Origin of the sequence: Vibrio sp. F13 (assembly GCF_020806305.2) — a bacterium.
GTDB lineage: Bacteria > Pseudomonadota > Gammaproteobacteria > Enterobacterales > Vibrionaceae > Vibrio > Vibrio crassostreae_C.
Window position 1 is genome coordinate 345,050 of sequence record NZ_CP170176.1, and the last position, 15,070, is coordinate 360,119.

At 43.9% G+C, this 15,070-nt stretch carries 13 protein-coding genes and 1 pseudogene; 10 read left to right on the forward strand and 4 right to left on the reverse strand.

The window, feature by feature from the left end:
- Positions 1 to 89 precede the first annotated feature (89 nt).
- Entirely contained in the window at positions 90 to 482 is a 393-nt protein-coding gene (locus LMH68_RS16515) for a RidA family protein (protein ID WP_229647598.1), read from the reverse strand.
- A gap of 103 nt (positions 483 to 585) precedes the next feature.
- Positions 586 to 2,019, reverse strand: coding sequence for an N-acyl-D-amino-acid deacylase family protein (locus LMH68_RS16520; RefSeq protein WP_017065165.1), 1,434 nt, complete (start codon positions 2,017 to 2,019; stop codon positions 586 to 588).
- A 176-nt stretch (positions 2,020 to 2,195) separates the two neighbouring features.
- On the opposite strand from LMH68_RS16520, the gene LMH68_RS16525 reads away from it, so the two are divergent.
- Positions 2,196 to 3,470, forward strand: a complete 1,275-nt coding sequence (locus LMH68_RS16525) for an amino acid deaminase (protein WP_229647597.1) — start codon at positions 2,196 to 2,198, stop codon at positions 3,468 to 3,470.
- 117 nt (positions 3,471 to 3,587) lie between these two features.
- The gene (locus LMH68_RS16530) at positions 3,588 to 4,451 is read left to right on the forward strand and encodes a MurR/RpiR family transcriptional regulator (protein WP_229647596.1); all 864 of its coding nucleotides are present in this window, start codon (positions 3,588 to 3,590) and stop codon (positions 4,449 to 4,451) included.
- On the opposite strand, the gene LMH68_RS16535 is transcribed toward LMH68_RS16530, so the two are convergent.
- Positions 4,448 to 4,987: a hydrolase gene (locus tag LMH68_RS16535; protein WP_229647595.1), complete on the reverse strand. Its 540-nt coding sequence runs from the start codon at positions 4,985 to 4,987 to the stop codon at positions 4,448 to 4,450. The genes LMH68_RS16530 and LMH68_RS16535 overlap by 4 nt on opposite strands.
- A 192-nt stretch (positions 4,988 to 5,179) precedes the next feature.
- On the opposite strand from LMH68_RS16535, the gene LMH68_RS16540 reads away from it, so the two are divergent.
- The 6 genes and pseudogenes from LMH68_RS16540 (at position 5,180) to LMH68_RS16565 (ending at position 10,442) form a co-directional block, all read left to right on the forward strand.
- Positions 5,180 to 5,764, forward strand: a complete 585-nt coding sequence (locus LMH68_RS16540) for a porin family protein (RefSeq protein ID WP_065584469.1) — start codon at positions 5,180 to 5,182, stop codon at positions 5,762 to 5,764.
- A 232-nt stretch (positions 5,765 to 5,996) separates the two neighbouring features.
- Entirely contained in the window at positions 5,997 to 7,619 is a 1,623-nt protein-coding gene (locus LMH68_RS16545) for a phosphoethanolamine transferase (RefSeq protein ID WP_229647594.1), read from the forward strand.
- Positions 7,620 to 7,946: 327 nt separating this feature from the next.
- Positions 7,947 to 8,882 (forward strand): CorA family divalent cation transporter, encoded by a 936-nt coding sequence (locus LMH68_RS16550; RefSeq protein WP_017062015.1) that lies wholly within the window; start codon positions 7,947 to 7,949, stop codon positions 8,880 to 8,882.
- The gene (locus LMH68_RS16555; RefSeq protein WP_017070158.1) at positions 8,882 to 9,457 is read left to right on the forward strand and encodes a mechanosensitive ion channel family protein; all 576 of its coding nucleotides are present in this window, start codon (positions 8,882 to 8,884) and stop codon (positions 9,455 to 9,457) included. The genes LMH68_RS16550 and LMH68_RS16555 overlap by 1 nt, the downstream gene beginning before the upstream one ends.
- 18 nt (positions 9,458 to 9,475) lie before the next feature.
- Positions 9,476 to 9,675, forward strand: a pseudogene (locus LMH68_RS16560) (AraC family transcriptional regulator); the annotation flags it as partial.
- Positions 9,676 to 9,809: 134 nt separating this feature from the next.
- Positions 9,810 to 10,442: an esterase/lipase family protein gene (locus tag LMH68_RS16565; protein ID WP_017067109.1), complete on the forward strand. Its 633-nt coding sequence runs from the start codon at positions 9,810 to 9,812 to the stop codon at positions 10,440 to 10,442.
- A gap of 133 nt (positions 10,443 to 10,575) precedes the next feature.
- Here LMH68_RS16565 and LMH68_RS16570 read toward each other — a convergent pair whose 3' ends face one another.
- On the reverse strand, positions 10,576 to 11,550 hold the full coding sequence (locus LMH68_RS16570; protein ID WP_017061193.1) for an arginine deiminase-related protein: 975 nt from the start codon (positions 11,548 to 11,550) through the stop codon (positions 10,576 to 10,578).
- A gap of 586 nt (positions 11,551 to 12,136) precedes the next feature.
- Here LMH68_RS16570 and LMH68_RS16575 point away from each other — a divergent pair.
- Together LMH68_RS16575 and LMH68_RS16580 are read left to right on the forward strand one after the other, a co-directional pair.
- On the forward strand, positions 12,137 to 13,987 hold the full coding sequence (locus LMH68_RS16575) for an ABC transporter ATP-binding protein (protein ID WP_229647593.1): 1,851 nt from the start codon (positions 12,137 to 12,139) through the stop codon (positions 13,985 to 13,987).
- A gap of 286 nt (positions 13,988 to 14,273) precedes the next feature.
- The gene (locus tag LMH68_RS16580) at positions 14,274 to 14,978 is read left to right on the forward strand and encodes a hypothetical protein (protein WP_017065155.1); all 705 of its coding nucleotides are present in this window, start codon (positions 14,274 to 14,276) and stop codon (positions 14,976 to 14,978) included.
- Positions 14,979 to 15,070 lie beyond the last annotated feature (92 nt).

A 15,070-nucleotide genomic window follows, 5' to 3' on the forward strand; every position in this document is an offset into this window, starting at 1 on the left:
ATAAATGTAGGGTGAGAGTATTAAAGGATAATAACAGTGATGACTAACCCCTAATACTCTCTAAGTAGGTAATTGTGATTAGGTTATTACTAAACGCGATCCGCGCGGTAGCAAGTCACATCTACTTCAACCTTCACGTCTACCACTAGGTCACAGACCATGCAGATACGAGCCGGTGGGTTAGCACCGAAGAACTCTTTGAATACCTTATTAAAAGATTGGAAGTAACGAGAATCCGTTAGCACAACCTTTACGTGCATTACGTCTTCTAGGCCGTAGCCCGCTTCAGTCATGATATCGACACAGTTTTGGATCGCTAGGCGAGACTGGTCAACAATGCCACCCTCTACCACTTCACCACCTGTCATCGGTGTCTGGCCAGAAACGTATAGGAAACCACCCGCTTCAGTTGCGCGTGCAAATGGTAAATGTTGTCCGCCTGTACCTGTACCGCCTTCAACACCGTAACGTTTAATAGTCATTTTTTAACTCCACTTCTTTATAGATAATATTGGTTCTGTTCCAATATATTTAAATTAATTCGTCGTTTTCTTATTACTGTATATTTAATAAAATAATTAAATTCTAATTACGGTAAATAAAAACGCCTGAACGATTATTTTTTACTTTTCCTTTTTGGTAAGTTAACTCACCATTTACAAATACACTTTCGATTCCCTCAGCAACTGAAATAGGGTTTTCAAATGTTGCTGTGTCTTTAATATTCTTTGGATCAAATAAAACTAAATCGGCAAATGCGTCTTGGCGAATCTCACCTCTTCCCGCGAGGTTGTAGCGCTTCGCAGACATTCCGGTCATTTTGTGAATCGCTTCTGGCAGCGCAAACAGTTTTTCATCTCGGCAGTAGTGGCCTAAGACTTTCGGGAAAGTGCCCCACAATCTTGGATGTGGATGCGGGTCATTTGGTAAACCATCAGAACCAACCATGGTCAGCTTGTATTTCAATACGCGCTTTACGTCGTTCTCATCCATGCAGTGGTAAACCGCACCGGCTGGTTGAAGCGCTTTTGCTGCGTCCATCAGTGGTAGGTTCATCTCATCAGCAATCTGCTTAAGCGTTTTGCCTGCATGTTCAGGCTTTGCTTTAGACCAAGTGATGAAGATGTCGAAATCGTCTGTCACCTGTTTCAGATCTAATGTCGAAGAGCTCGCTGAGTATGGATAGCAGTCGCAAGACACATCTTGGTGCTCTGAAACCTTGTCCATCAAATCAAGCACTTCAACAGTTCTGCCCCAGTTGCCTGCACCTGCACATTTAAGGTGAGAGATAACAACGGGTACTTTCGCGTATTGCCCGGTCTCAAACGCTTCTTCCATCGCGCTTAAGATCTCTTCGAATTCAGTACGCATATGCGTGGTATAGATACCGCCATGACTAGACAGCACTTTCGCTAACTGCATCACTTCATTGGCGTTGGCTTGTTTCGCGCTTGCGTAAGCCAAACCTGAACTCAAACCCAGTGCACCCTGCTCCATCGCTAAATCAAGGTTGCTTTGCATTGCCGCGATTTCTTCTTCGCTTGCGGTGCGTTGCAGGTCGTCCATCACTTGGTTACGCAGTGTAGTGTGGCCAACTAATGCTGCTACGTTCACCGCTGGTTGCGCTTGCTCTACCGCTTGTGCATACGCCGCAAAAGTTGGGTATTTAAAATCAGCCTGCGCACCTAAAAGATTCATTGGGTCAGGTGGATCGCCAGCCAAAACCGTTGGCGATGCGCTGATGCCACAGTTGCCAACAATCACGGTTGTCACACCTTGGCTGATCTTAGGTAGGCAGTCTGGGTAACGAATTACGTTGGTATCGTCATGTGTATGTACATCGATAAATCCAGGAGCCAATGCTAAGCCTGCTCCCTCAACCAACTGGCCACAATCTTCGTGATCGATTTGACCAATTTCGGCGATTTTTCCATCAAGGATTGCTACATCGGCACAAAACGATTGTTCGCCGGTGCCGTCAAACACCTCTACATTTTTGATTATCGTATCGAACAACATTTTTCACTCTCTCAATCCACTGTGTTGATGGAGCTATATTAGAAATCCAGCCGATTATTTTCAGTGACAAAACACACATAATATTTTAATTTGCGTGATAGTTTCTATCACAAAACACATCATAGATATATTTAAACATTAAATAACAACCACTTAAATCATGTTAGGAATCAGCAATGAAACATAACCCTGCACAAAAAGATGTTATAAAGTATCAAAAAGATAGTTTCATCTTGACTGAAAAAGGCCAAAAAGGGAGAGCAGTATCACAATCTGAGAACGGTGTTTATCGACTGGTTGATGAAGACATTTCGCTTCCGGTAGCAATTATCAAACAATCAGCGTTGACCAATAACCTGAATTGGATGCAATCATTCGCCGATCATCATCAGGTTAAATTGTCGCCACATGGCAAAACATCGATGACGCCTGATTTCTTCCGTCAACAGCTAGAAAATGGCGCTTGGGGAATTACAGTAGCAACGCCTGCACAGGCAGAAGTTGCCGCTATGGCGGGTGCAAAACGCATCATCATGGCTAACCAATTGGTGGGTAAAACCAACATGGCGATCGTTGAACAGTTGATCAGTGAGTTTGATATCGACTTTTACTGTTGTGTGGATTCTTCGGTAAACGTGCAGCAACTTAACCAATATTTCTCTAATACAAAACAGACACTAAAAGTACTGATCGAATTTGGTGTACCGGGCGGTCGCTGTGGTTGTCGTTCACCACAAGAAGTTCTAGAACTGGCTCAAACCATACAAGACACACCTGCCCTTTCGCTGGCAGGTATTGAGGTATATGAAGGTGTGATTCACGGTGACAATGCAGAACAAGACATTCGTACCTTCTTAAATCACGCGCTCACCTCGGTCGAAAGCCTCGCGTCAGATGGCCTAATTGCAGGGCAACCTATCATCACGGGCGCTGGTTCTGCTTGGTATGACGTGGTTGCAGAATGTTTGGCGAACCTAACCGATTACTTGGCGATCATCCGCCCGGGCTGCTATGCCATTCACGACACAGGCATTTACCTAGACGCACAAAGCAAAGTGTTGCAGCGTGCCCAAGCAAACCAAGGTTACGCGTGTGAATTGGGTGGAGATCTGGAATCGGCACTTGAAGTATGGGCGTATGTAATCTCTCGCCCAGAACCGACCAAATTAGTGGTTGGGTTAGGCAAGCGTGATGTGGCCTTTGATGCGGGTTTACCTATTGCCGAACGCGGCTATCGCAACGGCGAAGCGATCTCAGTGAAAGGGCTGACTGCTACCTCCGTGATGGATCAGCATACTTTTGTTGAAACTGACGGCTCTTCTGAGATTGAAGTAGGAGACATGATTGCCTTCTCAACCTCACACCCGTGTTTAACCTTCGATAAGTGGCGCTACATTGCCATCAGCGATGACGACCATCAGGTAATAAACTGGGTGGAAACCTGTTTCTAAATCGAATTCTCGATAAGCTAGAATCAGCGAAACAATAAGATATACTAACGGGGCTAAGCTTTAGCGACCAATGACTAGGTATTAGCAAATAGCCCCATCAACAAAGGATCAGGATTCTTGAGTTTAGAAGTAGATATCATTTCACAGATAACAGAGCGTTTCCCTGTTCTTCGTGATGCAGAGAAAAAAGTCGCTAAGCTGATCATGGACGACATTGATTTTGCTGCCAATGCCAGCATCACAGAGCTTGCTGAAAGCGCTCAAGTGAGTGAAGCCACCATTACACGTTTTGCTAAAGCGATCGGTTGCAGCAACGTACGTGATATGAAGATTAAGTTGGCTCAGACGCTAACCGTTGGCCAGCGCTTTATCCTCGAACCGGTTGACCAAACGGGTTATCAAGGTATCTACGAATCGATCAAGCAAAGCCTAGACATCAACCGCACCTTGTTCAAAGAGCAAGACGTTGAAACCGCAGTCAGCTGGCTGCATAACGCCAGACAGATCATTGCTATTGGTATGGGTGGTGGTTCAACCATTGCTTCTCAAGAGCTGCAACATCGACTGTTTCGTTTAGGCTACCCAGTGGTGTCGTACAACGATGGCTTGATGTCACGTATGGTTGCTGCCACGGCAGATGCTAATGACGTAATGGTGATGATCTCTGCGACTGGCTTTACACCAGTGATCACAGAAACGGCAGAGCTGGCTAAGCAGTACGGACTTAAGATCATTGCGATTACCCCACAAGATACACCGCTAGCAAAAATTGCCGATATCTTGTTACCCATCAAGCATATGGAAACCGACTTCATCTACAAGCCGTCGGCTTCTCGCTACGCTATGTTGGCGTTAGTGGATGTGCTTTCTATGGGAATCGCAGTCAATCACAAGAACCGCTCGCGCGACAAACTGCGTCGCTTGAAAGTTGCGCTCGATTCTTACCGAGGCGGTGGCGATAGACAGCCTCTCGGTGATTAACGAATCAAGGATAGAATGAGCTTAAATTCACGCGCGCGGCAGTCTTTCACAAGCTCGTATAAGCTCATTTCTAATCCTGTGATTTGGATACCAGCATCCATTAGTCGACGGATTGCCAGATCTTTGTTGAGTGCCGTTCGTGAGCTAACACAGTCGCCAACTACCTGAACCTTGTACCCAAGTTCCAACAACCCCATTGCGGTTTGATAAACACAAATATGAGCCTCAATACCACACACTAACCAAGTCTCTACATCCTTGGCTTGAACCGCCTCAACAAACTTGGGCTCATCACACGCGTTAAACGTGAATTTAGGTATTGGTTTAACATCACTCAAAAGGTCATTGAGTTCATCAACCGTCGCACCTAGCTTCTCTGGATTCTGCTCCAAACGAATAATTGGCAGACCCAAAACCTGTGCGCCCTTAATCAACTTTCCACAGTTAGAAATAAGTGTCTCATTCTCATCAACAAGGCGTGCAAGCTTACCTTGTACGTCCACAACCACCAAACATGTATTTTGTTTCATTAGCATGTGTATTCCTTGTTTTTGGCAGCCTAACTCACTACGCAACCGGATGAGCATTTTTTCTACTATGTAACGATTCAACTTACAAAGCCATACAGTAATAGGTACAAGACTACGGAATAATACTGACCAACGGTCGAAAGGTCGCAAAATAAAAATAATTGATACTGGCATGACATTTAAGAGTGAGTAACAAAAATGAACAAGATAACAAAATCAGCATTAGCACTGGGTTTAATCAGCGCAGTTTCTCTTCCAGCTTTAGCAGCAGGTACTGACGGCGGTGCGTACATTGGTGGCGGACTTAGTGTCTACCAAGATTCTGACACAGACGGTCACGGTAGCTTAGATTCAGATGGCATGGGCTACAACCTATACGGCGGCTACCAATTCAACCGTATCGTAGGTGTTGAACTTGGCTACACAGATTACGCAAACTACAAAAATAGCGCTGAAAAGCTGTCTCCGACGTCTGTTTCTTTGTCAGCAAATCTTGGTTACACATTCGACAACACAATCCGCCCATTCGTATTGGCTGGTTTAAGCTCTGTTGACCTAAACGCAAATAAGAGTGCTGGTTACGCTGATGACAGCGGTACGGGTTTCCACTTTGGTGTAGGTGTTGAATACACGCCAATCGAACACCTAACGCTACGCTTAATCTCGCAAGCGGATGCAGTAAGCGTAGACGACACGGTCCAATTTAAGAACTCTCAGATATCAGCTGGTGACCACACGCTTGCCTTCAAAAGCATTAGCTTCGGTGGTTCATACAACTTCTAATGTGATTGAACCACATAGAATAAGCTGAACATACTAATTCACTTTGCTGTTCCACCTTGTCATGAAGGTCACTCAGTAAAGTAAATTTTTTGTATCTACACACCTTAGCGTCATTTCACTTTAGCCAGTTTATCGCTCAGCGCCTTCTATTTGAGCTTTATGCATTGATATTAGAGCTTTCTTGGTAGCGAGACTAAAATAAAGGGATAAGTGACACAGGAAGACAAGACCTATGAATCTACCACGCTTAAACATGTCGATAAACAAACTCCCTTTCGTTTTGGCAGTGTATTACCTGCTTGTCATTAACTTGCCTATCTCACGCGAACTGTTCAATATTCTTAGTGCCTCACAAGCCGAAAGCATTGGGTTTATCATCTCGATCCCATTTTTCTTTCTCGCCGCATTCAACTTTATCTTTCAAGTATTCAACTGGCCGATATTCGCCAAAGCTTTTTTTATCTTGTTACTACTTACTTCCTCTTTAGTCAGCTACAGCATGTTCAACTACGGCATTTTTGTAGACTATGGAATGATAGAAAACGTCTTCGAAACCAACAGCGGAGAGGCTGCTAGCTACCTAAGCAGCTATTCTATTTTATGGTTTGTTCTGATGGGAGGAGTCCCGTCACTGCTGCTTTTATTTACGGATCTTGAAAGAGAATCTTGGAAAGATTTTGCTATTGGGAAGGCGATTGGATTGCTCTCTTCGTTGATCGTCATTGCCATCATTGCCGGGTTGTTTTACAAAGATTATGTGTCGATTGGTCGTAATAACTCTCATCTTAAAAAGATGATCATTCCGACCGAATACGTCGCTTCAACCGCAAAATACATCAACAATACTTACATCAAAGAACCGATTCCTTACCAAGAAATCGGCTTAGATGCGCAGCTAAAACCAGAAGCTAAACAAGCTGAAAAACCAACCTTATTGGTGTTTGTTCTTGGTGAAACAGCACGTGTATATAACTACCAATATTATGGCTATGAGAAAGAAACCAATGCTCATACCAAACCCTATAATCCGATTTTTTTCTCTGATGTTCAGTCATGCGGAACAGCCACTGCGGTTTCTGTGCCGTGTATGTTTTCTAACATGAACCGAAGCAACTACGATCGCGACAAAGCCTACAACCAAGATAACGTGGTCGACATTATGAACCGCGCGGGCATTCACTCTATCTGGCGAGAGCACGATGGTGGAGACAAGGCGGTCGCACATCGAATCAAAGAGATGACTCTCGTCGCCAAAGACAGCGACCCGCTGTGTAATAAAGATGTGTGCTATGACACAGCCATGCTAGAGAACTTCGAACAAGATACTCAAGATCTTAAACAAGATAGCATCATTTTCTATCATATCTCAGGATCTCACGGCCCAACTTACTTTGAGCGATACCCAGAAGATCATAAGAAGTTTGTGCCAGACTGCCCACGTTCTGATATCGAAAACTGCACCAAAGAGCAAGTGGTCAACACCTACGACAACACCATCTTGTACACAGATTTCTTTCTATCACAGGCTATTCAGAAGCTAGAGAAACTCACCGATAAGTACAATGTTGCGCTGATGTACATTTCCGATCACGGAGAATCATTGGGAGAAAATGGCGTCTACTTACACGGCATGCCTTATTCATTGGCACCGAAAGAGCAAACCCATGTGCCTATGATAATGTGGATGTCTGATGGTTTCGCCGAGCAGAAAGGGATAAACCAGACCTGCTTAAGAAAGGCAGGCAAAGAACAGAGCTTCTCCCAAGATAATCTGTTCGACTCTTTACTCGGCCTAATGGATGTACAAACCAAAGAATATCGAGAGAACCAAGACATTTTTTCTGCGTGTCGGTAGTGCTTTTGCTTATGTAAACCATCGGAAAACTCGAGTTGCCTGAACAAGCTCTCCTCAACTTCTCCTAAAAAGAAAAGACCTCGGTCTTTTCTTTTTTTTCGTCGCTAACATGGAGCCAGAGTGCTAATTTATAACGATGAAACAATGAGCTACATTTAATAGAGACAATAATGGAAGAGTACGTCGTGCTCCAAAGACCAACCTGTCTTATTAGACTTTATCTCACTCACATCGATCATTGAACTTACCAAGATTAAGCTCAGTTCAATACGGCACCTGAATGGCGCATAATATCAATGTTTACGTCATATCATTAAGGACAAATGAATGGACGCTTTCATAATTTCAAGCTGGCAATTTTCTGAGGGTGTGGCACATGAACACACCACCAGCCCAGCCTCATTCGAGCAATCAACTTGGTATCACTGTCAAAGAGATGCTGACGGTTTGAGAGAATGGCTCCACAGTAATACGGTTCCAAATGCCATCATCGATTCATTACTTACCGATGACACCCGTCCTCGATTTGAACAATTTGGTCACGACTGTTTTTTGATGATTCTGCGAGGTATTAATCTAAACGAAGGTGCTAACCCTGACGACATGCTTAGCCTACGCATCTTATGGTACAAAGGCACTTTAATATCGACACGTAAAGTTCCTTCAAAAGCGGTCAGTAATCTGATATCTGATCTCAAACAAAACCAAGGCCCGACATCATTACCTGATGTATTACTGGGCATGATACGTGGAATCAACCACAGTATTTCAACCTTCCTAGCACCCGTCGAACTATTAATTGACGAGTTAGAATCTACATCCAATATCGACATAAGATCCATTAACGCTCTACATTCAAGGCTACTCAGACTAAGGCGTTATTTGAAGCCACAGAAATACGTTTTTGAAGATTTAATGAGTGACCTACCTGCGCCATTGAGTAAGCACAACAGTCATATAAAGAACAGCCTTGATACCATCCTGAGAATTAACGAGTCTGTTGAGTTTTACATCGAACAAATTAATGTATTTTTAGCGAGCCTAAGTCAGCAACAAGCTGAAAAAATGAATAGAAATACGTACCTATTTTCTATCATTGCAGGTATTTTCCTCCCTGCTGGGTTTTTCACCGGTTTACTGGGTGTCAATATCGCTGGGATACCCGGAACAGATAACCCGATAGCATTTCCACTATTTTGCGTTGGGCTGCTCGTGGTCATAGCGGCAGAGGTCGTTATTTTGAAAAAATTGAGGTTTATTTAATGGTTGAGTTTTTGCAATCCAATATGTGGCTTAGACAAGTAGTTTTAGGTTTACTTCTTATCACTGTGTATTGGGTGATCAAACGCTTAGGTAAGAACTGGATAGAAACATTAGCGGAAAATAAGCGTGTCGAATTGAAGCGAAAGCAGTTCGTGATTAAGTGTTTCAATATTGTTCTGTTTCTACTCTTCATCGCTGTGTTTACGATTGTTCTTAACTTGGGTTTTGGTGATATTTCTCTGTTCTTGTCTTCGATATTTGCGGTGCTGGGTGTCGCTTTATTCGCGCAATGGTCGATTCTAAGTAACCTCACAGCCAGCGTACTAATATTTTTCGTCTTCCCTTATCGCATTGGCGACAGAGTAAGAGTCGCGGAGAAAGACGAAGACATCAGCGGTGTGATCATCGATATCACCATGTTCCATGTTATTCTTCGACACAGTTCGGGCAACATTATCACCTACCCTAATAACCTGATCCTACAAAAAGGCGTAATCAAAGTTTTGGTTGAACCGGAAGCAAAAAGTGAAGCAGGTGATACTGAGCTAACCAAAACTGAAAATTCAGAATCATAAGATCTACTGGTGCCTTAGATATCGGCAAGTCAAACAGATAGACACAGCGAACTGATTCGTAAGATATTAAAAGAGCTTAGTTCGACATGGATTGCAAAACTTGGCGATAAAGGACATTAGAGAGAAGCTTCAATAAGGTAAAAAGTCTAACACCCAATACTTACGCCAAACAAGGCGGATTAACCATAGATGTGTATGGTGGAGTGAGATCTGACTAACCCACCTTTTCTCTATGACGAACGCACTGTTTATAACGTACACCTCTGTCTTTTGTGCCCCATTCACAGCAAGTTTTGTTGAGTTTAGAATTGCGACTCCATATACTGAAAACACCATCAGACGGAGGACAAAAATGAATAATAAAAACAAACATATAGTTTTAATTCATGGTCTATATATGCCTGCGTTGATCATGCAGTATCTGGATAGAAACTTCAAAAAACGCGGCTTTACAACGCACAAGTTTGCCTACAACTCGCTGCGTTTCCCTTCTGCAGCCAAACGCCTCAATCGCTTCGTAAATGCTCGCTTTAATGAGTACGATGAGGTCTATTTTTTTGGTCACTCACTCGGTGGCTTGCTGATTCGCCATTACTTTAAGTTCTACCAACCCGACTTTGCAGACACCTGCATTATTACCGCAGGTACGCCGCACAATGGGGCAACCATAGCCAAAACGTTGTCGAATCATGGTCTTGGCTTTATCTTTGGCTCGAGCAAGATGATCTTAAGTGATGGCTTGGGTGATTATGATATTGATGTGCCGATTGGCGTGATTACCGGCACCTATGACGCTGGTGTAGGGCGCATTGTATTGGGCAGAAACCCAGGTGATGGCACGGTGACGCTTGAAGACGCGAACCTGCGAGGCGCAACAGACACCTGCGCCCTCAAGCTCAACCACACGGCGCTTGTCTACTCCAAAGAAGTCGTAACACTGTCGGCTCAGTTCATCGAACACAGAGCTTTTAAGGACGCTTCATAGCTTATTTCCATTAGCTTTTGCGCGTTGACTCCTGTATCGAGCTCTGTTCTCTTATATGTGAAAGACAAAAACAAAAATACCACTCTGCGATAAGAGTGGTATTCAAAGATTCATTACTGAAAGTGAGTGCTTGTTACAGACGATTTACTCGCGTTGGTAAAAACACCTCACCCAACATGCATCGCACCGAACCACCGCCAATGTCTTCAATCGTTTTCACGTTAAATGGCAGCAGTTTTCCATGCGTCGAAAGCTGAGCTAACTGGGCTGGAGAAAACGCATCGTAAGCCGATTGAGACATCGCGATCACCTTGTCGCCATTCACGGTTTCAAGCTGCAGGATGTTGCCACAGAAACGGTTCATCTGATCAATTGAGATAGAGATAACCTGCTTATCTTTAGCAAGCGACTTCACCACAAAGCGGCGTTCAAACTCAGGAATCACTTCATCACAGATCACGCAGAAGTTATCGCCAATCGCCATCATCACATTGGTATGGTAAATCGGTTGGCCAGACGGTAATGCCGTTTGGAACGAGACCACGCGAGAATAACCAATGCGCTTCGCATAATCTTCTAACACTTCGCGGTCACAACGCTGAGAAAGCGCAGCGTAGATGGTCTTGTTGATATGGTCGATAACCATCACGCCCGTGCTCTCTAGATAAGAACCTTGCGCGATGTAAGACTCTAGAGACTCGCTATGGTTAACAATGCGACCCGACGCTTCTAACGCTTCAATAAGAGCATTTGGCTTAACTTCATTCTGACGGTTTTCACACGCCATAGGGAACGTGAATAAGCTTCCATCACTACAGGTACTGAACCAGTTGTTTGGGAAAACAGCATCCGGAGTTTCAACGCCCAATTCTGGGTAATCAAACTCTACAACTTGCACACCTTCTTTACGCAACGAAGCGACCATAGCTTTAAATTCGGCCATCGTTTCTACTTTCACCTCAGCTTCGGTCAGATTAACTCTGTGCTGAAATTCGTTATCACGTGCTGTTTCTTCGTTAAATTTAAACTCTTTTGGTGGCACCATAACAACGCAATTGGCGTTTTGAACATTAGTGATATGAAGTGATTTTTTGTGTAGGTTTAACATTTCAACCGTCCCTATCTTTTATTTACTTCAGAATTGTAAACAACTTGTTACGACAAGATTCACTGAAAAGAATATTGATTTGAATATTTATCCCAAACAATTACTGCAGATCTTAGATTAATCGGTAATTTTTACTGCAAGATAACAGCACATCAGAAAGAACCAACTGTATGCATATTCGTTAAGTCACTTTATGGATAAATATTCTGATTCCATTTTCTCGCCCATCACGAGTTTTGATTACAATTCAATCCATTTAACGTTAGGATTATCACCGTTGCATAACAATCAATTACGTTTGAAATAAGCTTAACTTTTCCTGTCTAATTCAATCTAAAATAAGCGTCATGAAAGACACTCTTTGGACCTTTCCTGTATCGCTTAGACAAAGTTTTAGTGTTTTAAAGCCAAGTGCCTAAATAGGCGCTAGAACAAAATCCATCGAATGACTTAATACTGATAAGAACCCATGGGCGCTTATATAATTTCAAACTAAGACAGTTAAATTTCGAATCAAGACCATAAAAACAAAGCTGCACCAACGATGCAGTCGCTTATAGATGCACTAGTTTATAAAGGGAAATCTATGTACAAGAAATTTGAAGGCTTTACTGAAGCCTTTCCAAAGGGAGAGCCGATACAACCTCCTACTGGCATACTGGCATTCTGCCGCCATTACACTCGAGGTTTCGAAAAACCATTGATTTTGCTCGGGTTGATGAGCATGACCATCGCGATCATCGAAGTCGCGCTGTTCGGTTACATGGGGCAATTGGTCGACTGGCTATCAACAAGCAACCCAGACACTTTCTTAGCAGACAACGAATCGACATTGATGGGGCTCGGTATTCTGCTGTTGGTTGTGATGCCAATCTTGATCAGTGTTTACTCGCTATTGCTTCACCAAACTTTGCTGGGCAACTACCCAATGTCGATTCGTTGGTTAGCACACCGCTACCTTTTGAAGCAAAGCCTGTCCTTCTATCAAGATGACTTCGCCGGACGTGTCGCGACCAAAGTGATGCAAACCTCGCTTGCAGTGCGCGAAACTGTGACCAAGATGGTCGATGTGTTTGTCTACGTGACGGTTTACTTCACGGCGATGCTGTTCATGCTTGCTGAATCAGATTGGCGCTTGATGGCTCCGATGCTGATTTGGCTATTCGTTTACATCGGTATTCAACTGCACTTCGTGCCAAAGCTAAAAGACGTGTCTTCAGAGCAAGCGGATGCTCGTTCACTGATGACAGGTCGTATTGTTGATAGCTACACCAACATCGCGACGGTGAAATTGTTCTCACACAGTAAAAGAGAAACCGAATACGCCGAAGAAGGCATGGAAGGCTTCCTAGATACTGTGCACCGCCAAATGCGCTTGGTAACCGGCTTCAACATCTGCGTGGAATTCGCTAACTATCTATTGGTGTTCAGCATTGCGGGTATCTCTATCTACCTATGGCTAGATAGCGCAATCACCGTGGGTGCAATCGCGATTGCGGTCAGCTTGGCTCTGCGTATTAACGGCATGTCGAAATGGATCATGTGGGAAATTGGTGGTCTGTTTGAGAACCTTGGTACCGTGATTGACGGCATTAAAACTCTGTCTAAGCCTATTGCTATTGAAGACAAGAAAGACGCGAAGCCTCTGGAGGTTCCACAAGGCGGTATCAACTTCGACAATGTAAGCTTTAACTACGGTGACAATAAGGGTGTGATTAACAACCTAAACCTCAACATCAAACCGGGTGAAAAAGTGGGCTTGGTTGGCCGTTCAGGTGCAGGTAAATCGACCCTAGTTAACTTACTGCTGCGTTTCCACGATGTAGAAAGCGGCCGCATCCTGATTGATGACCAAGAGATCTCGAGCGTTACTCAAGATTCTCTGCGCAGCAACATTGGTATGGTAACTCAAGATACCTCACTGCTGCACCGTTCGATCAAAGACAACATTCTTTACGGTCGACCAGAGGCATCAGACGAAGAAGTATACGCGGCAACTAAACAAGCACACGCGCATGAGTTTATCGAAACGCTAACCGACCCGTTTGGCAACATTGGTTACGATGCTCAAGTAGGTGAACGTGGCGTTAAGCTTTCTGGTGGTCAGCGTCAACGTGTCGCTATCTCACGTGTTCTTTTGAAAAATGCACCACTATTGGTTCTCGATGAAGCAACTTCTGCACTCGATTCTGAGGTAGAGGCAGCGATTCAAGAGAGCTTGATTGAGCTAATGGAAGGCAAAACGGTTATTGCGATTGCACACCGCCTGTCGACCATTGCTGCGATGGATCGCCTGATCGTACTCGACCAAGGCAATATCGTTGAAGAAGGCACTCACCAAGAGCTGATTACACAAAATGGCATCTATGCTCAATTGTGGAATCACCAGACCGGTGGCTTCATAGCCGATGATCTTGAGCAAGCTAGCAACGATTAATTTGTGTGCTATTTTAAAAGTGCGGCGTATTTCACACCAATTTACTAAATAGCGGTAAATTACACATGGCAGAATGTTATGTCGTAATTATATAATGACATTAACACCAAAGACGCCTCGCTTGCGCGTTCTGGAATAAGGCTAGACTTCGGGGGGAGGCTAGCCTTTTTTATGCCTGCTATTTGGCGCTCTTTGCTACCTGTCCAATAAACTTCATCGATCCTTTTGTTTTTTTCTTGGCGTTTTTTTCTTAAAATGCGCGCAATATTCTTTCTAGAGATCAACCATGAACAAAAGTGTCTTAACTAACGTTATTGCGTTAGCACTGCTTGCTGGCGGCTATGCGACAGCAAACCAATACTTGCTTTACGCAGGCCTATTCGCCTTTTCTGGTGCCATCACCAACTGGCTTGCGATTCACATGTTGTTCGAGAAAGTACCCGGCCTATACGGTTCAGGCGTTATTCCAGCACGCTTTGAAGAGTTCAAGGCAGCCATCAAGCAACTGATGATGGAGCAATTCTTTACAGAAAGTAACATCGACCGCTTCCTAAGCAGCGAGATGACAGGAAAGTCGCTCAATCTAGAGCCTGTGATTCAGAAGATCGACTTTAACCCTGCATTCGACTCACTGGTGCATGTTATCGAGAACTCTCAGTTTGGCGGTATGTTGGCAATGTTTGGTGGCACAGAAGCACTAGAGCCAATGAAAGCGCCGTTTGTTGAGAAGATGCAAGAATCTGTGATTGAAATCAGCAAGAGTGATTCTGTAAAAAATGCCATCAAAGACGAGCTAGAATCGCCTGCGATGATGGATGAAATCAAAGAAAACATTGAGGCGATCATCGATCAGCGCTTGAATGAACTAACACCTAAGCTGGTTAAAGAGATGGTTCAGACCATGATCAAGAAACACCTTGGCTGGCTTGTGGTTTGGGGCGGTGTATTCGGTGGTGTGATTGGCTTAATCTCTGCGGCCATTACGCTTTAAGGCGAACAAGTTTATCGGATTGCTCTTTATCTGACGCTCAACAAAAAATGGAAGCTTATTAGCTTCCATTTTTTATATCTAAATCACCTTGG